We start from the raw sequence: 20,696 nt of genomic DNA on the forward strand, positions 1-20,696 counted from the left end.
ATGATCATACTATTTTTCACAATAATACGTATCTGTTTTTTCTGAATAAATGCCGGCTCGACACATTTGTCCCAATCCGGTGACACTCTCTTTTACTCCATCTACCTTTTCATCTGCATACTTATTAAACCATTCATTTAACCTTGCTCTCATTTCGACTACCGTTTTTTCATATTTCGGTTGTCCGCATAAATTTTCTTTTTCCTCCGGATCCTCCGTTAAATAATATAGCTCATGAGATCCATACGGATATCGATGAATATATTTCCAATCTTGATTGCGAATCATACGCACCGGACCATATTCATCAAACACCACGATTTCTTCATCCCTCTTCCTCTGTTCCTTTTCCCCTCGAAGAAGATATGCAAAGCTTCTGCCCGGCAATTTTTTATAATTCTCTCCATCTATGTGACAAAGCTCTAAAAGTGTGGGAAAAATATCATATGCACTAAGAATAGTTTCTTCTCTTTTTCCTTGCGGAATTACCCCCGGTAAAGACATAAGAAATGGTACTTTTACAGATGTTTCGTACATATTAAAAGGAAACGTTCCATTTCCTTTCCCCCATACACCATGATGCCCCATACTCATACCATTATCTGCTGTATACACAACAAGAGTATTTTCTCTTAACCCATTTGCCTCAAGAGTATCTAAAATCCTTCCGATTTGCTCATCCATTGCGCTGATTGCCGCAAAGTAACCTCTGAGATTTTCTTTTCTCTTTTCAGTTCCAAATACCGGTCCCGTAGTTAAATCCGGGTGATCTGCCTCATCAGGAATACTTGGGAAATCACAATTTTCATAGTAATCCATCCATTTTTTAGGATGTTGTCCTTCTCCCCATGGAGAATGAGGTGCTGTAAAATGCACAGAAAGATAAAAGGGTTCTTCTTGATGCTGAAACTCGTTTAAGTATTCTATTGCTTTATTTGCAATTACTTCTGTAACATACTGATTGTGCAAAACTTTTATATTTCCATTTTCCACAATATCCGGATGAAAATAATCACATCCCCCTAATCCAATGGTATACCACTTAGAAAAACCATGTTGAGGGCAAACACTGTCACCTAAATGCCATTTACCTGCCAGAGCACACCTATATCCATTTTCATTTAGCACATCTGTGTATGTAGTTTTTCCTTCTAAATAAGAAATCGGCTTGTTTTCACAGGAATACCCATTCCAGTACGGATTTTCTCTGCCTGCCTCTTCAAACTTATCTTTATCAATATTTCCGCTTCGTATCCAGTCATGCACACCATGAGAAGAAGGAATATTACCGGTAAGTACAGAGGCTCTTGCCGGAGAGCAGACCGGCGATACACAGTAAAAATTTTGAAACTGCATTCCGCTTTCTGCTATTCGATTTAAGTTAGGTGTATACAATTCTTTTGTTCCCCCACAGTTCATTGCCCATGAGCCTTGATCATCTGCCATGATGAATAAAATATTCATGCGCTATCTCCTCCCTCCACTCTAAATGCAAGTCGGTATCTGATGAAAATGTCAGGGGCAAGAGTACATATTCTGACTGGAAATATGCTTCCCCACAGCCACCCCAACGGTCTCCCAGATACCAGTATTGTGTTGTATTCAACGCCGGATTATAAGTTTTAATAACACCTGTAAGCTGAGATTGATAAGTAGTTTCATCTCCCAGCTCAAAACGATTAGACCATCCATGGTCAATACAACGGGAATATGCGTAAGACGACTGATTTGGCTGCCAGCCTGTACACCCACTGGTCAAAAGGTAATAATATCCATTTCTCTTAAACATTACCGGCGCTTCTCTTAATTCTCCCGGCCATAAAGTACACACCTTACTCTCGATTGATAAATAATCCTCTGTCAAACGATAAATATGCAAATCCTGATTATCTCTTGCAGCAGATATAAAATATGCACACTTATCATCATCTACAAAAAGGGTACAATCTCGTGACATATATCCCATTGGATTAAAGCTTCCAAGATATGTATAATCCCCATCAATGGTATCACACACAGCCACTGCACATCTGGCAAGTTTATAGTCTGCCGGCATCTCCCAATGTGCCCACATCACATATTGTTGCGTTTTTTCATTGTAAATCACCTTAGGACGCTCTATATTACATCCTATTCCGATAGAAGCCTTTTGCTCCGGTATATCCAATCGCAAATCTCTGCCTAAAAATCTGTCCTCCACCTGTGAGTCCAAAGTTAAAATATGATTACAAAATTCCCAATTTAAAAAGTCCTTGGATTTATAGCAGGAAACTTTATTCCTCTGTGTTCTGTTTTCTCCAATCCAGTAATAAATACCGTTTTCTACTAAAATCTGCCCTCCATGAGCATGTAAGATTTCTCCATGATTATCTTTTGGAAGAAACACACTTTTCATTTTAATTCCCGTCCTTTTCTTCAACTGTCCATACTTCCTTTGGCAAAAATTTCTTTGGTGTACCGATTTCTTCAAAATGCCGCTTCAATTTTTCTGTCAACATTTTCTGTACTTTGGCATACTCCGGCTTTCCAAATACATTTGTCATCTGGAGAGGATCTTTTCTCATATCAAACAAAATATGGTCATGGAATTCTTCCTCACACCATCCCTTTCCCACATAAGCAAGTTCAAATTCCGGTGTAAGAATTCCTGCTCTCGGTACATCACTAGGATGAATATAAAGAACCTGCTCTGTTTCTCTATTTTCTAAAAGATGTGTTGACAAGTCTTTCCCCTGTACCTTAAATGGATAAGGAATTCCCAGCATTCCGGCTAATGTAGGAGCAAAATCCACCACATTTATCCATGTATTGCAGCGTCTTTCCTGAATGTTCTTCCATGGCATAGAAATCACACAAGGAATATGATATACACTTTCATAGAGATTATTTTTCTCCATAAGTCCATGTTCCCCCATATATTCGCCATGATCTGTGGTAAAAACAACCATAGTGTTTTCCCATAATCCTGTATCTTTTAAACATTGAATAATTCTTCCAATGTTATCATCAATACATTTTACAGCTCCAAGATATTGAGCTTTCAATCTACGCAAATGTCCTTCTCTTTCGAAAAGTCCATACGGATAATAGTGCAATCTTCCCCATGTATCTCTTTCTGCCCAATCCGGTATTTCTCTTTCCCAGAAGCTTTCCGGTATTTCTACTTTTAATGGGTCAAACATTGTATCATAAGGCGGTCTGACTTCAAATGGTTGATGAGGATCCGGTATACTTACCGTAAATAAAAAAGGGCTTGTATTTTTTAGCTGATTATTTAAAAATTTAATTGTCTCATCTGTAAGCCAATCCGTTGTATAACTTCTTTTATTTCCTACTTCTCTTTTCGGTCTTACTTTTCCATTTTCATAAGCAACAGATTTACAATGTCCAAATTCTACTTTATAATCCCAATCCTCAAATCCCAGAGGATTATATTCTCCTAAGTCATCTCCTCTTTCCTTATGGTCTGCTAAATGCCATTTTCCCAGATATCCTGTATGATATCCTGCTTTTGCAAACGCTTCTGCAAATCCATGTGCATCCTTTTTTACAGGAATTCCATTTCTATATGCTCCGTTTTCGTGGGGATAATTGCCCGTAAAAAAGCACCCCCTTGAGGGGGTGCAGACAGCACTTGGTGTATAAAAATTCTCTAACAGAACTCCATTTTCCGCAAGAAAATCAATATTCGGCGTCTGCACTTCCTTTCCTCCATAACAGCTTAATACATCTCGTCTAAGCTGGTCCACATGTATAATCAATACATTTTCCATGAAATATCATCAACCTTTCACTGAACCAATCATAACACCTTTTACAAAATGTTTCTGAACAAAAGGATACAACACCAGTACCGGTAAAGAAGATACAATAATTACACCATACTGAATTGTTCTTGCAATCTGTTTCATCAATTCCAGAGAATCCGGATCTACAGTTGATGGATCTACAGACTGCCCTGTAATCAAAATATCTCTTAAAATCAGCTGCAATGGATATAAATCACTATCCGTTACATAAATCAATCCATTAAAGAAGGAGTTCCAATGACCTACCGCATAATAAAGTACCATAATTGCAATAATGGATTTTGACAAAGGAATTACTACTTTCAGGAAATACTGGAAAATACCACATCCATCGATTTCTGCAGCCTCCTGCAATTCGATAGGCATTGTATTCAGGAAATATGTTCTGCACAAAATTAAGTTAAATACGGAAAATGAGCCTAAAATCATTAACACATAAGGAGTATTTACGAGCCCGAGACCTTTTACTACTAAATAAGTAGGAATCAAACCACCGGAAAAGTATTTTGTCACAATTAACAGTTTCATGATAATTCCGCGTCCCATCATATCCGTTCTGGACAATGCATATCCTGCCGGAATCGTAATAAATAACGCCAGAATAGTTCCTACAACCGTATAACGAATGGTATTGTAGTACCCTGACCAAATTCTAGGATCTCTAAAAATATACTTGAATCCTTCAAAGGTTACTCCTTTGGGCAAAAGAAGAACTTCTCCTGTGGCAACCAAATTAGGATCACTAATTGATGCAATTATAACAAACCACAATGGATATAAAATAACAACCGAAATCAGAATAACCGTAGCATAAACAATAAAAAGAAATACGATATCTGATTTACTCATTTTTTTCAACTTATTCATTGCCTACTCCTTCCTACCAAAGACTTACATCTGAAACACGTTTTGCAATCTTATTTACTACAACTAACAGCAGCAGGTTAATAACATTGTTAAACAAGCCAATTGCTGCTGAATAGCTAAACTGTCCATTTTGAATACCAATTTTATATACATAAGTTGAAATAATTTCTGAATATTCAAGGTTAATACTATTCTGTAATAAGAACGCTTTTTCAAATCCTAAGTCCATGATTTCTCCGGCTCTCATAATTAACATAATTACCATAGTCGGCATAATGGAAGGTAGATCGATATAAAGCAACCTTTGAAAACGACTTGCTCCATCTACCGTAGCGGCTTCATGAAGCTCCGGTCCAACAGATGTCAATACGGAGATATACATAATAGAGCCCCATCCAATACCCTGTAGTACTCCGGACCATACATAAATGTGTCTAAAATTCTCTGGATTTGATAAAAATCCTACCGGATCAACTCCAAAAATCATTAAAAGCTGGTTTACAACACCATCACTGGATAAGAAAATTAAAATCATACCACAATATACTACCATTGAAATAAAGTGTGGTGCATAAGTAATCATCTGCGCTGCCTTTTTCAAACGTTTCTTAGTAATATAATTTAAGAATAAAGCAAAAATAATCGGCATTGGAAAGCCTGCAATTAAAGAATAAAAACTTAATGACAAGGTATTCCACAGCAAGTCTTTAAACTGAAAAGATTCAAAAAAAGTTTTAAAATGTTCCAATCCAACCCATGCACTACCCCAAATCCCATCATTAGGACGGTAATCTTTAAAAGCCAGCTGTATTCCATACATTGGAACATAACTAAATAATACTACATAAATAACCATGGGAAGAATAAACAAATAGCACACCCATGTTCTCTTTAAGTGTCGAAGAAACTTCCCACTTTTTTTTCCTTTTTTTGTATTTGACATATTTCCCTCCATAAACACAATCTGGTACAGCACTGCACTCACACAAGCACTGTACCAGATTATACTTCTTTGCTATTTATCTGTTTCTAAAGAGTCAACAAATTCCTGACAAAGTTTTGTATATTCCTCTACTTTAAGGGATTTTAGTGTTTTCTGATGTTCTTCCCATTTTCCTTCATCAATACCATTGATTACAGAATCTGCAATAAATTTTTTCAAGTAGTTATCAATGTCAGCTAATAAAATTGTTCTTCTTTCTGAATTTTCCAGAGTAGCTGTCCCGGAAGGAAGTTCCATAACTCCATACTGCATCTGATCATTTACAGCCTCTAATTTATAATCCGGTGGACAATTCTCATCCGTTATTACTTTCTGAGCATATTCATATTTCCAGAGAGAAGGTGTATCACCTGAAAAACTTTCTGCATTTCTATATTCTGCCTTAGACTGATATCCACCATTTTCTTTTAAAGTTGTTTCGTCCATTGTAATAAACTGAGGAATCTGTTCTCCATCCTGTTCCAGAATTCTCCAAGTTACATCCTCTGCACCACGTCCCCAGTCAAGAGCTAATTCCAGACTTGAATTGATATAATCATACCAGCGAACTAAGGCTTCTGGGTTTTTACAAGTTTTGCTGATTACAAAACCACCTGTTCTTGTTACGTTGTTGGTTCCAATCATCTGTGTACCGTCTTTTCCTTTTAATACAGGAACTGCACGATAGTCTGTTTCGTTTACAACACCTGCTTCATTTGCACGATAACCTGCAACAACACCTAAGTTATCTCCGGCTGCACCTCTTGATGCATACTGATCTCCACTAAGTGTAAACGCTTCTTTATCAAACAATCCTTCTTTATACAAGCCGTTCATCCATTCCAATGCATCATAATACCCCTGCTCTGCTGCACTGAAAGTAACTTTTCCGTCCTTTGTGAATACATGGCTGGCTGTTTCTAACACGCCGAAAGGTCCAAAGAGATTTTCAATGGTTCCGCCCCATCCCCAGGCATCGCGGAATGTAAATGGAATTTCATCTGCTTTTCCATTTCCATTAGGATCTTTATCACGGAACGCAATCAATACTTCTTTAAATTCATCAATAGTAGTAGGCATCTGTAATCCCAAATTGTCTAACCACTTCTGATTAATCCACAATTGTGAGTCAATAATATTTTGAATTGCTTCATCTCCTGTTGGCAGTGTATGGATTTTTCCATCTGGTGAGTATAAAGCTGTTGGATAATCGTCTCTTGATTCAAAGAATGCTGTTGTATTAGGTGCATACTCTTTTAACATTTCATCTAACTCTGCTAACTGTTCATAATTCTTAGCCATATCTACAGCACCAATAATTGCATCTGGTAAGCTATCTGTGCTGAACATGATATTAATTTTTTCTTTCCAGCCTGAAGCAGGAATTTCTACCCACTCAATATGAACATTTGTAGCTTCTTCAGCAGCCTTCACACATTCCTTTTCTGCCGCTGATTTTAATGTACTCTTTTGTGGTACTGCAATAGTAAAAGTTTCTTTCTCTTTTAAAATCGGCAGACCTTCTTTATTTAAGTTATCAGATACCTCTCTCTTTTCATCCTTTGAGTCTTCTTTCTTATCTCCACCAGCTGCCCCACAACCAGTTAATAACATAGTACCAACTAAAGCCATACTAATAATACGAACCCACTTGCTTCTCATGTTAATCCTCCTTAACTTTAACATATTGCTTCTTCTTTTTTTATCATCTATGCTGGCCGGCATTTTCTTGATGCTTTATATTCTAAGCAAAAGATTCTTATATGTATATCTCGTATTCTTGAATACTATATTATTTTCTTGTATATTTTCACCTTTTCCCTCTTTCTATATCGTTTTTTTGCATTTTTCAATCATCTATTCAACAAAAAAATATCTTTTCCCTTGAATTTTCACTCCTCACTCTTTAATCTGAAGTTATTTTGAACTCTGCCATACATGATCTGCCATTTCTTCTCGCCATATTAAAAACCAGAACTACACTATTTTCAGTCTTTTCACAAGTAACACTTTCATCCAGAAGGATGCTGTCTCCGACCTTTTTTTTAATAGTAATTTGAATCTGTCCTTGATTTTTCATAGTTGGATCAGAAACAGAAACTTTTAACGTTCCCTTGGCAGTTTCCTGGAGCATAACAGAAGCAGCTCTATCACTTGTTATTCCATTTACATTTCCTCCCTGCTCCCGCCAGAAATTTATTCCTGTAATTCCCAGTTCTTCATGATATACAGCCTGCACCTCACTGCTATTTTCCAATATGCTTACCTTCGGTGCCCTTACGTAATTTTCTGTTTCTTCCGCGCTTGTTTCCGGCAGCAGCACATAACTATAAGATGCGTTTTCCGGATTCTGTCCATGATCCATCCACATTTCCAAATAGTTTTCTGTACTTCCTCCCTCAAAAGTTCCTACGTCTTTCCAGCTTCCATCTGTTTGTCCTCGGCGAACCTGAATTTCTGTATTTTTTTCTGGGAAATAATATCCTGTTCCTTTTGCCTGATTCCCCTCTAAATGTGCCCAGCTCACCCGTTCAAAACATCTCCCAGACACATCCACACTACGTTTGACTAACTCTTTTACGTTAGCTTCTTTTACCGGAATATCTGTTTTCTCTCCATTTACCAGAAACTGATTGCTTCCATCTTTTCTCAGTTTCTTATTCTCAACAATGGTTTCCACCGGAAGCTCCATATTTTTATTGGTAATGCCTGCACCCAAACAAACAATTTCATTCTCAAACATAAACCAAGACTTTTTCCCCTTCAAGTCCGGCGCATAAGAAACAACAGGATCGCCCGGAATTTTTTGGATCTCCCCTGAAAAAGACATTCCGCTAATGCCATAGTTCTCAATGGTTGTTCCTCCTACCCAACTTTCTTTAGAGCAAAAGTCTCCTCCCTGTGCATAACCCGAACTATCCGGTTTACCATTTCCTATATCAACCGGTACTATCGTAGTTCCACAAAGTCTTAAAGGATTTACTGTATTCCAATAATTTTCTGTATACTGATTATCATCATCATAAATATAAGTCATTCCATTATTCTGATGCCATCCAAAGCGATTTTCATGATTCATAATCTCTGTGTTTTGGATACGTTCTGAATACATGGATACTGCAAAAAGATATTTTTTTCTTCTATGAATTACTCTGTCCATAAGAGGATATGATTTATGTACAGGTGCAGTATAACTTACAATAGATGTATTTCTTAAAAGTTTCTGTGCTTTGTGTTTTATGTTTATATCTTCTACATTTTTTAAACTGTCTAAAAAACCTTTATCTGCCTCTACCCACTCTTTTAACATGGCAAATACTGTTTCTTTTGAATTCTCCCCTAAAAAATCCAGCAATCTAATAATAATTTTCATGGCTTCACGTCCTATATCCCGGTTGCTCCATGTTGGTCTGGATACAGAACGCCCTTTCAAACAATCCAACATACAACCTTTATATATGGCATTTCCAAATCCATCCATAATATATGATTCTAAATTTTTCCATACACTAGTCGGATATTTCCATGGTGTTTCGTAAAGTAAATACGGAATTTTAGCAGCTCCCTTCATAAACTCAATCCCATAAGCCCCCAAGTAAGGCACCTTTACATGATCTAAATAAGAACCATCCGAATAAAACCCGCTTTCATATCCCTTATTGGAAATTTTGCTGCTTTCCTCCACATTTTTAATAACAAAAGTCTCTGCAGATGCAAGCATCCCTAGATATACCAGCTCATTATCCTCTCTTAAAGCACCTAATCCCACTGCTATTGTAGAACAGTCAATAATATTTGCCCCTTGCCCCTTGCGATATCCCTGTCCATGGGTGCTGGCAGTTCCAATTCCCCCTTCATGGAAAGGATCCAGTTGAAAAAAGGCAATTCCCTCTGTATATTTCCATATCTGTTCTTTTGTAAGACTGTCAAAAATAATCATTAAAGAAGGAATTAATTCCTTAGGAATACCTATTTCCCATGTCCACCAATTATCTGTTTGGGTTTTCGGCACATAACACTTGTTACATAAAAAATCTAAAATATTGATAATATCTTGCAATAATTCTTGATTTTTATAAAACAGTCCCCCTTCTGCCCCATAAGCTTTACATAAAACCAGAACATTTTGAAAAGCTGATGTAAATTTTATTGCATCGTCTATATAAGGAATGTCTTTGTTTTCTTGTTCTTTCTGATTTTCTTTCCACGGAATGTCTTCACATATTTTCTGCCCCTTATAAAAATACTTATTCCATACGTTCTCTGCATCTCTATGAATCTCATTCAGCAGTTCTCGCCCTTCCTCTGTGGCATTTAATCCTTGCCCTGTCAATAATTGTTTCCATTTCAAACGAATTTTTCTAAAATCATCTTTTGATACATCTGGTAAATGGTTCGGATTTTCATGCAATATTTCCAGTCTCCACTTCCTCTCTTTTCCAGTATCATCTTTAACGCTTACCACAACATTCCCTTTATTTTCTGCTGTTATACATACATCCTGATTAGAAATTTCATCTATTTTTAAGAGATGATCTGCTTTGGCTGCTTCTGCTCTTCGTTCTCCTTCCGCCTCTCCGACCCTTAGCTCTCTCTTAATTTTATAATAACCTGCATTTTTAAGAAAATTGCCATCATATCTTAAAAATCCCGTACTCCAAAACACCTTATTTGAAAAATCTTCTGGTTTTTTTAATCTCATAGTTTGTCCTTTAATAAGTCTTATACTTTTCATGCTTTTCTCCTCTTTCTAATATAAATAACAATATGATTTCATAAATAATAAAGAAAAAAGGCTGAATTTTAAATAAATCCAGTCCTTTTTTCTTTATATAGGCCAATGCAAGCCTCGCTGATTAGACAATGTATAATCCCCCCGTTCCTTATAATCCGGTGTTTCAAGTCCTACAAGCTTTCCATTCTTTATCCACTCTTCTCTGTCCTTTCCATACAAAGAAGAACATAATCTAATCAGCATCTCTTCCTTTACATTTTTAAATTCATCTTTGTCTGATAAATCATGCAACTCATTCTTATCTTGAAGAATATCAAAAATCTGTATTTTATTTCCATACGGATAATAAATCAATTTGTAATTTTCCATACGAATCATTCGTGTAGCTCTATATCCCTCACTGATTTCTCCATATAAGAAATCTCGTCTTTCTTTTTCAAATAACGATCGACCTTCTACAGTATCCGGCACTTGGATATTACATAAATCCAACAATGTTGGCATAATATCTTCCAAACAGGCAATTCTATCATCTATCCTTCCTCTTATGTCAACAATCGGCTTTCCTGAAAAAATTAAAGGTATATGTGCAGAATTCTCATAAAAAGTACGTTTTCCTACCATACCATGGTCAAACAGCATTTCACCGTGATCACTGGTAAATACAAGAATCGTATCATCCAAAATACCTTCTTCCTTTAACGCTCCAATCACCAGCCGAATTTGATGATCAATATGTGTGCATTGTGCATAATACGCTTTTTTCGCTCTTATCATTTCTTTATGAGAATAATATCTTGCCGCTTCCATTAATTCTTTAAAAATAAAACTTTCGTCTTCCCAATCTCCGTATTCCGGTTCTTGTATATCCTGATCAGAATACATATTCCAATATTCTGACAGCGGAACCAGTGGTGGATGGGGAAACGTATATGAAAGATAAAAAAATGCAGGTTTTTCCGGATCTCTTCTCTTGATTTGTTTTACCATTTGACCTGTAGCCCATGTGGTTGGATGGGCATTTTCTCCTAAAGGCCAAGTTCTTGTATAGTAGGTATTGTTTCCCATTCCGTGAAGAAATTCCTGACCGATATAGCCGTTTTCCCCCAACCATATTTGATAATCATCCGGCCCGCCAAATTCGTACCTTCCCTCTTCCTGAAGAATAACATCTTGAAACCCTATACGATTTCTTTGAGGATATACATGTAATTTCCCCACTGCCATAGTATGATATCCTGCCTGATGAAATGCTTCAGCCAAAGTTGTAACCGATGGCATTTTCATTCTATCGCTATAAACCCGATCCCCATGTGCTTTGGGAAATAAACCTGTCATAAGGCTTCTACGTGCCGGTATGCATACCGGGCAAGTACTATAACAATTGGAGTAAGTCACCCCATCTCGTGCCAGTTGATTAATGGTAGGTGTCATAATCTTATCATTTCCTGTAAAATTCAAAAATTTTTCACCCCATTGATCAACTTGAATAAATAAAACATTATACCTTTTCTTTTCCATAATTTTCTTAACTCTTTACTAATCTTTATTATTGCCGTCTTCCCTGTACGCTCCCGGTGTTACGCCTTCGTACTTTTTAAACATTTCAATAAATGCTGTACTGTTGGCATAACGCAAAGTTTCTGCAATTTCAGAAATTTTCTTATCGCTGCTTTGCAACATTTCTTTTGCTCTCTCCAGTTTAATCTGCTCTACATACTGTGAAATTGTGATTTCCATATTCTTTTTAAAGAAATGGCTGAGATTAGATACCGAGGTTTCAAAATAAGCGGCTATATACTTCACACTGAAATTATCGTCCAAATAATGCTCATGCACATAACTTAGCACATCTACAATATCACGTTTTTTATATCCTGATGTTTTTTCCTGAACAGGCTTTGGAAGCATCTCTGCTTTTTTCTTCATATCCTCTAAAAATCGTTTAGCAAAATCATCTATAGACTCATTTGCATTCTCTTTTTCTTCTAAAACTTTGTTCATACTAATGCCGAAAATTCTGGATACATCCCACAAAATACCTGTTATCATTGTGGTATCTATTTGCTTCATATAATCTGAAATTTCATCAATCAATAAAGCTGCCCTTGTGCCATCACTGTTTTTTACTGCTTCTTTTAAAGACATAACTTCTCTTTCCGGATATAGATTTTTTTCTTTGCTTCCGGGCAGTTTATTCATTCTCTCCTTTGCCTGCTGGTACGATTGCCGCAATTTACTAATATCTGTAGTTAAATCTCCAATTCCAATCTGCACATTTCCTGTAGCCAGTGTGGTAATCTTCTTTTCCAATTCTCTGGCAGATTCATCTGTACATACAAGATAAATCAGCATCCCTTCTACAATTTCAATTCGATATGCAGTAGAAACACTATATTTATTCATCTGCTGTCCAAACCATTCATAATATCCCTTATTTTCAGGAATATTATCTGGCAGAACCACAAAAAATTTATATTTTCGATTAATATAAATCTTACTTTCCAGACATCTATTCCATAATTCTTCCTGTGGGCGTACCTCTTTTTGCAAAAGCTCATATAAACAGCTCTCTATTCTGAGCCCATTTCTTTCTTCCTCCAGTTCCTCGTTATGCAAAATTAATTTTCTATAGTTCTCATATCGTATCTTTGAAAAGAAACATGCCAGCACAACACCAATTCCAAGGCTGCACAGCACCCATATTGCATAGCCTCTTAAATAAATATTCAAACTATCCGTAATACTTTTTTTAGAAATCATTCGGGTATATTTAAATCCGCACTCCATATCACTTTGCCATACATAAGCGTCCTTATCTGAAAGTGCTTTTTCAAAACTTTTCTCCCAATTGTCCTCTATTTTCCAATTTTCTGTAGTATAGAGAACTTTATCCTGATAAGTAAGAAAAATTTTATCTTCTTCTGACTGTTCAAACTGAGAATTGATTTTCCGATTTCTCACAGGAAATAGTAAATATTTTGTCTCTTCCCCTTTAGAGGTCCATGTTCTGATTGCAGTAACAAACAGAATCCCCTCCTTTTTCTCTCCCTGTAAAAGAGCCCTGCAGGCTACCACCCCTCCCTCTAAATTTTCAGCATTTTCAAAAATTTCTGTCTCTATCTGACAAATTTTATCAAAAAATAATTCTTCCGAAAATAAACCTACAGAAGATAAAACAATTTCCTTTTTCTCATCATATAAATAAATCCCATCCACAAAGGGAATTTTATCTTCTTGTTCTTTTAAATCATCTTCTATGTCCAAATAAACATTTGGTGTATCCCAATATAATTCATTATAAATTTTGTTAAATCTGCATTTATCCCCAAAGTCCCTAATAACGGTTGTCTGTTGTTTTAGGAAATCATCCTGACGTTCAAAAGTCATTTTTACTTCATTCTCTACTTTTTCATATTGATGTTTTTTAAATAAATCTAACACACAAACGCTAATAATAAGAAAAGGTATCAATAAGATTATGTTGTATGTCATAACAAATTTTAAGTATTGTGTCTTTCTTTTCACTGTTTTTCCCCCAAAAGTAATATTGATTCAGAAAAATTATAGCATTTCAGTAGTATTTCTTCAACTATGAATGAGCAAATCCAAAATATTGCACAAAATAAAGATACCCTCTAATGAATGATGTATAATCGAAGTACCAGCAAACAACATACTCTCGCAAACAAGGGGTGTCCGTTGCAAACAGCCTGTTTATTGTATTGGGGATGATGTCACTACTTCACATACCCAGTCTTCGTTATCGGCTCTGTATCCAATCGAAGCAGCGTATTTTCATCAATCACATTTAAAAGGCTATTAGGATTACAGATATTTCTCTCTACGGATATCAGTCTGTGAATTCCTTCCTATGTTTCCAGTACAGACAGCTTAGGTTTCAACAGATTGTTTTCCGTCTTTCCCATTGTTCCAGGACTATAACTCTGATTTTTATGTCTCATCCATTTCCTGCATATACTGTTTCATCATCCCGATTCTGAAACAATTAATCCATCCTCTCACTCTCTCATTAACCCGCTTGCTTGTAACTGTTAATGTTCTTGCGATAGCCTTCTTTTCAGGTATTCTATTAGTTACAAGTGCCTGTCTGATTGCATTATGGCAGCTTCTGCCGGGTCTGAATCCATAGCTGTTGTCACCAAAAACTTCTTTGTAAATGTCAGATATTGTCCGTGCAATTGCCTGTCGAATCATTCTGTCAAGGGCTATTCGTATTCCTTGGTTGCGTTCCTGCTTTTCCTGTCCATCCGATTTTTGGCTCATGTATTATTATAAATATAACGATTTGTACTATAAATCGTTTCAATCCTTCAGCTTTTACACCTACTATGAACATCATCTGACTTTCTAAACCTTATCCACTAATGCTGCACATCGGTATCTGCCATCATCGCCATAAGGTTAAATGGCGGCAGAATGCTGTCAATTTTTTCCAGCAGAGCATCGTCAAAATGATTCCGCACTTCGCATGTTTCATCAAAAATCATAGTTGGCTCCTGCTCTTTTTCCACAGACGGCCATGCAGGCAGGTTTTCCTGTGTCGGCACCCCGTTCTTAGCAAAATTCATAAAGGCCCCAAACATCTGCTCTTCCAGTTTCTCAGTAACGCCCGGAATAGAACACACTTCCACCAGTTCGGTGTTATGGAAGAAAAATGGAATATCCGAACAGTGCCATGCAATTTTTCCCATCATAGGAAATTCCACGTTAAACTGGTACAGATAGGTGCCTGCCTTTTCTCCTTTGGCATGCATGGCCGCCAGTTTTTTAGAAGGCCGGCGCATAACACGGTCAATATTCAAAAGGTCGGTAAAGTCTTTACCCGGATAAGTTGCTTTGAAAAGTGTTTCCATTTCCCCGGTGTGTTCTCCGTATACCTTGCTTACCATCGCGCGGCGTTCCTCATCTGTGAGCGCTTTCTTATCAAACATCTGCGGCGCAAAAGCAAATTCTCCATAAACAGAACCTATCATCACAGGAATTTCATAAGCATGCTCTCTCATGCCAAACTGCAGCGGATTCCCCTGAAACCAGTCATTGGCCTGCGGTCCGTTTCCCACATAAGCGCCTGTAGCAGCCACCTGTGGCATCACCTTGGTATATACCTGAACAAGCTGTGCATAAGGAATGGTCTCCAGTTTCTCTACCTCCTCTTTTGTCCAGCCAAGTTCGTTCAGCATGGCGGTAACGATGGCTTCCCCGTTGCCTCTGCTGGACGGAAGTAAGTTTTCATCTGCAACACCACTCATAATTAGGCTCTTGTGGAATAATCCGTCTGCTGCCGGAATCTGCATCAAATCCGCTACCTTCATACCGCCGCCGGACTGTCCGAAGATGGCGACGTTGTCCGGGTCTCCGCCGAAAACAGCAATGTTGTCATGCACCCACTGCAGGGCAGCCACCATGTCTGCATGTCCGGCATTTCCGGAATTATAATACTTCTCACCAAAAGGAGATAAGTCCAGATAACCCAGAATATTCAGTCTGTGGTTAATAGAAACGACTACCACATCCCCTTCCATACACATATTATGTCCGTCATAAGCCACCTGCTCAATGGAAGAACCGGCAAAATATCCACCTCCGTGAAGCCATACAAGAACCGGTTTTTTCGCATTTTTATCCAGCACTTTAGTCCAGATATTCAGGTTCTGGCAGTGCTCGTCCATCGGCCAGTAACGGTGTGGAACCATAAGCTCTGCTGTCGGCGTTTCCTGTGTCATCAGCGGACACACAAATCCATAAGAGCAGGCGTCCCGGACTCCGTCCCAATGGGAAGGAACCGGCATCTGAAACCGCTCTGCATAGGCATAGGGAATCCCTTTAAATACATAACTGCCATCATAAAAATATCCTTTTAATTTTCCAGAGGTTGTTTCCAATACCGGAACTTCATCATACTGAAATGTTTTTAACATCATTTTTTCTCCTTTTAAAATTTTACTGTTTGGTACACCCCTTTATTATTATCCAAATAAGTCTTACCTCCAGTGTAGTAAATTTTTTCGCACATGGCAAGAGTAACAGAAAAACCCTGACAAAATCAGGCAGAATGCCTGGAATTGTAAGTAAAATTAAGCATATGGGGGGATTACCATGGATTCGAAATAGTAGAATAAAATTTTTTCATGTGATAAAATTACTATAATAGTTCATTCATTGGCCAGAGGTGTCGAAGATGATGGAACACCCTTAGAAGTTACCGTTTGGAGGTTAAATAATGATTGGATTAAAACGAGGAACGATAAAACTGTGTGAACACGAAAAAGAATGGGAAACTGAAGCTCAGAATACAATTTCTCGTTTGAAGCAAATCCTGGGTAATGTCATAAAAGATATTCAGCATGTGGGGAGCACCTCTATACGTTCCATAAAGGCAAAACCCATAATTGATATTGCAGTCGCAGTTGATGATTTTGATAATATGCTCCGTTTTGAAAAAGAATTAAAAGACAATGGCTTTTACTATCGCCCCAATGCCCAAGCATCTGTCAGAGGTCAGTTGTTGTTTGCTTGTGGTAATTTTTATGAAGGTACGGGAGATGTGCAAACTCATTTCATCCATGTCGTCCGTACAAATAGTATGGATTGGATAAATTACATAAATTTTAGAGATTATCTTAACAACACACCTTCGGTTGCAAAAGCGTATGAAGCCCTAAAGATATCGCTTGCCCTGCAAGCTCCCATTGATAACGGCAGAGAAAAGTATCTCAAAGGAAAACACGATTTTATCGTCTATACTCTGAGAAAAGCACTTGTAAAATCCTATCTCGGAAAGACAGTAAATATAAAAATAGACCGACCTATTGGAAGCATACACCCTAAACACCCAGGCCTTGCCTATCCCATTAATTACGGATATATACCAAATGTATTCGGTGGTGATGGTGAAGAACTCGATGTATATTTGCTTGGTATAGATGTTCCTGTCGAAGAATACACGGCCCGTATTATCGGAATCGTTCATCGCCATAACGATGTGGAAGATAAGCTGGTTGCCGAACCTGAAGGATTAAATTTCAATCAAAATAAAATTTCAGAAGCAGTTCATTTTCAGGAACAATATTATGAAAGTGAAATTGAGATATGCAATTAATAGATAATTGTCTAAAAAGCCGGTTGGGGCACCTTCCTTACGAAGGGTGTCCCAACCGGCGCCTTATGATGAATCCTCAGTTCATCATTCTTTCTTCTTTACGCTTTTACTGCCCCGTTAGTCACGCCCGCGATAATCCATTTCTGGCAGAAAATATACACCAGAAGAATCGGAATCAATACCAGCAGATAAGACGCAAAGGCCAGATTGTACTCTGTATTAAATTGTCCCTTGAACACATACTGTGCAAGCTGTAAGGTCTGATATTTCTCTTCGCTTAGAAGCACCAAAGGCATGGAAAAGTCATTCCAGGTCCACATAAAGGACAGAATAGCCACGGTAGCGCTCATAGGTTTCATCAGAGGAAAAATAATTTTATAAAAGGTCTGAAACGGAGTTGCACCGTCAATGTACGCTGCTTCGTCCAACGCCGGAGGTATGGACTTTACAAATCCCGTATACAGGAAAATATTCATCGGAAGGCCAAAAATAATATACAGGAAAGTAATTCCGAAAATATTGTCCATGTGGAAAGCAGAAGCCTGTTTTACCAATGGCAGCATAATAACATTGAAAGGAATAAACATGGCGCTGACAAAGTAATAATAAGCCAGGTTGAAAAGTTTACTCTTATCTTTATTCCTTGTAATAGCATAAGCTACCATAGAGTTTGTGAGAATGGTAAATACCAGATTGATAACCGTGATAAACAGAGTGTTCATAAACTTTCTCGGATAATCCGTCATCACCCAGGCGTCTGCGAAGTTCTGCAGGCGGAGTTTTTTCGGGAAAGACAGCACATTCGCCATTTCTGACGGGTCTTTCACCGCAATCAGCACTGCTATGTATAAAGGTCCGAGGATAAACACCACTGCCAGCAAAATCAGCAGTATGGTCATGGGCCAGTTGTATTTTTCTTTTACATGACATTTACTTTTTCCCATCAGTTCATCTTCGCCTCCCTCTTCTCAAGTACTTTCAGCTGGAATATAGAAATTCCCGCAATAATCAGAAACAGAATCACCGCATTGGCTGACTGGTATGCGAACTGTCCGCCGTCAAAGCCTCGTTTGTAAATCAACACAGAGATACTGGTTGTGGATGTACCGGGACCGCCGCCTGTCATTGCCATAATCTGGTCGAATGCCATAAGGAAGTTCTTCACGCTCAAAACCATATTAATGGTAAAGAACGGGGCAATTAACGGGAAGGTAATCTTGGTAAATCTCTTAAATCCTGTTGCTCCGTCCAGGTCTGCTGCTTCATATACGTCACGGTCCACAGTCTGCAGGCCGGACAGGTAAATCAGCGTATTAAACGCCATAGCCTGCCATACAGTTACGAACAAAATTCCCAGCCATGCGTGATTGGTTCCCAGAATGTTGGTGCTCAGCGCTTCAATTCCCAGTTTCTGTCCCCAAAGAGGAATGACATTGCCGAAAATAAAGTTAAATACAAAGCCGATAATGAGGGTTCCCAGCATATAAGGCAGGAAATAAATTGCCTTAATCGTGTTTTTGAATTTGATTTTTGCATTCAGACCACAGGCAAGGGCAAGACTCAGAACGTTTACCAGAATTGTGGCGCACAGCGCAAATTTAATGGTAAAGGCATAGGTCTGTCCCATGGCCGGGTCTTTGAAAAACTGAATGTAGTTCCGAAATCCTACGGTATTCCAGATACCATACCCTTTCCAGTCGGTAAAGCTGTAGAAAATACCCTGCAGAAACGGTATGGTATGGAAAATAAAGAACAGAATCATAAACGGAACCACCATAAAATAAAACGCTTTGTTGACAGTGGATTTCTTTCCGTGTTTTTTCTTCATTCTTCTACCTCTTAGTTCACGTTCAATGTGTCATAATCTGTATCCAGCTTCTTTAAAGTAGCTGCAATATTTGCAGAATCGTCTTTGCCGTTTTCTTTTTCCAGGAAGAAATTGGACAGTGCTGCACTTAAATCAAAACCGCTTGGATAGTAATGGTCTGGGAAGTCTACTACATTACCGGCTTCAATGTCTGCCTTTACACCTGCAACGCTTGGATCATTCTGCTCTACACCTTTTACTGCGGAGAAAGCAAACTGTTCATCTGCATAAAGCTGTGCGTTTTCTTCCTGTACCATAAAGCTGATGAAGTCTTTTGCACTGTCTGTATCACCGCAATTTGTTGTAATACCCAGAAGCACATCCACGCCGGAGGTTACTTTGTTTTTCTCTACATCATCTGTAGCCGGAAATTTAAACTGGTCAATGTTGACATCTGGATTTGCTTTTTTGATTTCTGTAATCGCCCAGCTTCCGTTCATCATCATGGCAGCTTCACCTGCTGCAAATTTCTTGTTTCCGTCATCATAAGAAGTTCCCATATAGTCTTTCTGGGCGTGTTCTACCAGCTTCAGATAATTTTCCAGAACTGCTTCATGAGTACCTTCAAAAGTTGCTTTTCCTTCTCTCTTATCATTGTAGAAGTTTTCCGGCTGCATAACCGGCGCCATCGAGTTCCATGCCGGAAGAATGGTCCATGCGTCTTTAAAGGTCAGTTCAAAAGGTGTTACTCCTGCTGCCTCTAATTTTTCACAGGCTTCCATTAATTCAGAAAATGTAGTTGGAATTTCAACACTGTTTTCTGCAAAAATATCTTTGTTGTAAATAATTCCGGAAGAGTTTGTTGCATAAGGAACACCGTAAGATTTTTCTTCCTGGTCTTTGTTCAAAGCATACAGCATATTGATGTAAGATTCGTTAATATTGTCCAAAAATGCTTCCCCGGATAAGTCTGTCAGAACTCCTGCAGACTGCAGCTCCGCGTAGTTGAAGTCACCGCCCATAGCCACCATATCGGGAAGGTCGTTCTTTGTCATGCGGGTTTTCAAAACCGTACCTGCGTCTGCCGGCTGTGTTAATTTTACAGTTACTTTATCCTGAGATTCATTGTACGCATCTACTAATTTCTGTAAAGTTTCTTTATTTTCTGTCTTTGTACCGAAAAGTTCCAGTTCTGTCTTTCCGTCTGAAGTCTTCTTTGTTTCTTTTCCCGTTTCTGCACTTCCGCCGCTGCAGCCAGCCAGCAGACTCATACCCATCACTGCAGCAAGTCCAAGTGCTGTTAATTTTTTCCCTTTCATAAAAAAATCCTCCTTATAATATTCCTTTGGGGTCTCTTGCCCTCTATCTGAAAT

At 38.1% G+C, this 20,696-nt stretch carries 14 protein-coding genes; 1 reads left to right on the top strand and 13 read right to left on the bottom strand.

The features are described from left to right. Nucleotides 1-9: 9 nt before the first annotated feature. The 10 genes from WKT17_RS08880 to WKT17_RS08925 form a co-directional block, all read right to left on the bottom strand. On the bottom strand, nucleotides 10-1,464 hold the full coding sequence (locus tag WKT17_RS08880; protein WP_291682228.1) for a sulfatase-like hydrolase/transferase: 1,455 nt from the start codon (nucleotides 1,462-1,464) through the stop codon (nucleotides 10-12). Further along, complete coding sequence (locus WKT17_RS08885) at nucleotides 1,436-2,419, bottom strand: family 43 glycosylhydrolase (protein WP_291682229.1); 984 nt, start codon at nucleotides 2,417-2,419, stop codon at nucleotides 1,436-1,438. Before WKT17_RS08885 ends, WKT17_RS08880 begins: the two co-directional genes overlap by 29 nt. After that, nucleotides 2,397-3,773 (bottom strand): sulfatase-like hydrolase/transferase, encoded by a 1,377-nt coding sequence (locus WKT17_RS08890; RefSeq protein WP_330027257.1) that lies wholly within the window; start codon nucleotides 3,771-3,773, stop codon nucleotides 2,397-2,399. Before WKT17_RS08890 ends, WKT17_RS08885 begins: the two co-directional genes overlap by 23 nt. Before the next feature lie 9 nt (nucleotides 3,774-3,782). Continuing rightward, the gene (locus tag WKT17_RS08895; protein WP_330027255.1) at nucleotides 3,783-4,676 is read right to left on the bottom strand and encodes a carbohydrate ABC transporter permease; all 894 of its coding nucleotides are present in this window, start codon (nucleotides 4,674-4,676) and stop codon (nucleotides 3,783-3,785) included. Nucleotides 4,677-4,689: 13 nt separating this feature from the next. Continuing rightward, a complete protein-coding gene (locus WKT17_RS08900) occupies nucleotides 4,690-5,619 on the bottom strand; it encodes an ABC transporter permease (protein ID WP_226853588.1) in 930 nt (309 codons plus the stop codon). Between the two features lie 72 nt (nucleotides 5,620-5,691). After that, entirely contained in the window at nucleotides 5,692-7,320 is a 1,629-nt protein-coding gene (locus WKT17_RS08905) for an extracellular solute-binding protein (RefSeq protein WP_330027253.1), read from the bottom strand. Nucleotides 7,321-7,564: 244 nt separating this feature from the next. After that, nucleotides 7,565-10,393 (bottom strand): polysaccharide lyase 8 family protein, encoded by a 2,829-nt coding sequence (locus WKT17_RS08910; RefSeq protein ID WP_330027251.1) that lies wholly within the window; start codon nucleotides 10,391-10,393, stop codon nucleotides 7,565-7,567. Between the two features lie 93 nt (nucleotides 10,394-10,486). Further along, nucleotides 10,487-11,914 carry a sulfatase-like hydrolase/transferase gene (locus WKT17_RS08915; RefSeq protein WP_294580872.1) on the bottom strand — a complete coding sequence of 476 codons (1,428 nt, stop codon included), beginning with the start codon at nucleotides 11,912-11,914 and terminating at the stop codon, nucleotides 10,487-10,489. A gap of 18 nt (nucleotides 11,915-11,932) precedes the next feature. Further along, the gene (locus WKT17_RS08920; RefSeq protein ID WP_294580870.1) at nucleotides 11,933-13,783 is read right to left on the bottom strand and encodes a helix-turn-helix domain-containing protein; all 1,851 of its coding nucleotides are present in this window, start codon (nucleotides 13,781-13,783) and stop codon (nucleotides 11,933-11,935) included. Nucleotides 13,784-14,778: 995 nt separating this feature from the next. Beyond that, nucleotides 14,779-16,338, bottom strand: coding sequence for a carboxylesterase/lipase family protein (locus tag WKT17_RS08925; protein ID WP_294580867.1), 1,560 nt, complete (start codon nucleotides 16,336-16,338; stop codon nucleotides 14,779-14,781). Nucleotides 16,339-16,637: 299 nt separating this feature from the next. Here WKT17_RS08925 and WKT17_RS08930 point away from each other — a divergent pair, with 299 nt between their 5' ends. Beyond that, nucleotides 16,638-17,516: a GrpB family protein gene (locus WKT17_RS08930; RefSeq protein WP_330027243.1), complete on the top strand. Its 879-nt coding sequence runs from the start codon at nucleotides 16,638-16,640 to the stop codon at nucleotides 17,514-17,516. Between the two features lie 98 nt (nucleotides 17,517-17,614). Here WKT17_RS08930 and WKT17_RS08935 read toward each other — a convergent pair whose 3' ends face one another. The 3 genes from WKT17_RS08935 to WKT17_RS08945 are packed head-to-tail and all read right to left on the bottom strand — an operon-like array spanning nucleotide 17,615 to nucleotide 20,642. Further along, nucleotides 17,615-18,460, bottom strand: coding sequence for a carbohydrate ABC transporter permease (locus WKT17_RS08935; protein ID WP_173749305.1), 846 nt, complete (start codon nucleotides 18,458-18,460; stop codon nucleotides 17,615-17,617). Further along, on the bottom strand, nucleotides 18,460-19,344 hold the full coding sequence (locus tag WKT17_RS08940) for a carbohydrate ABC transporter permease (RefSeq protein ID WP_173749306.1): 885 nt from the start codon (nucleotides 19,342-19,344) through the stop codon (nucleotides 18,460-18,462). The genes WKT17_RS08935 and WKT17_RS08940 overlap by 1 nt, the downstream gene beginning before the upstream one ends. Before the next feature lie 11 nt (nucleotides 19,345-19,355). Continuing rightward, nucleotides 19,356-20,642, bottom strand: coding sequence for an ABC transporter substrate-binding protein (locus tag WKT17_RS08945; RefSeq protein WP_291682240.1), 1,287 nt, complete (start codon nucleotides 20,640-20,642; stop codon nucleotides 19,356-19,358). Nucleotides 20,643-20,696: the final 54 nt, after the last annotated feature.

It is taken from the genome of Blautia sp. HCN-20427 (genome assembly GCF_037890365.1).
Classification (GTDB): domain Bacteria; phylum Bacillota; class Clostridia; order Lachnospirales; family Lachnospiraceae; genus Blautia.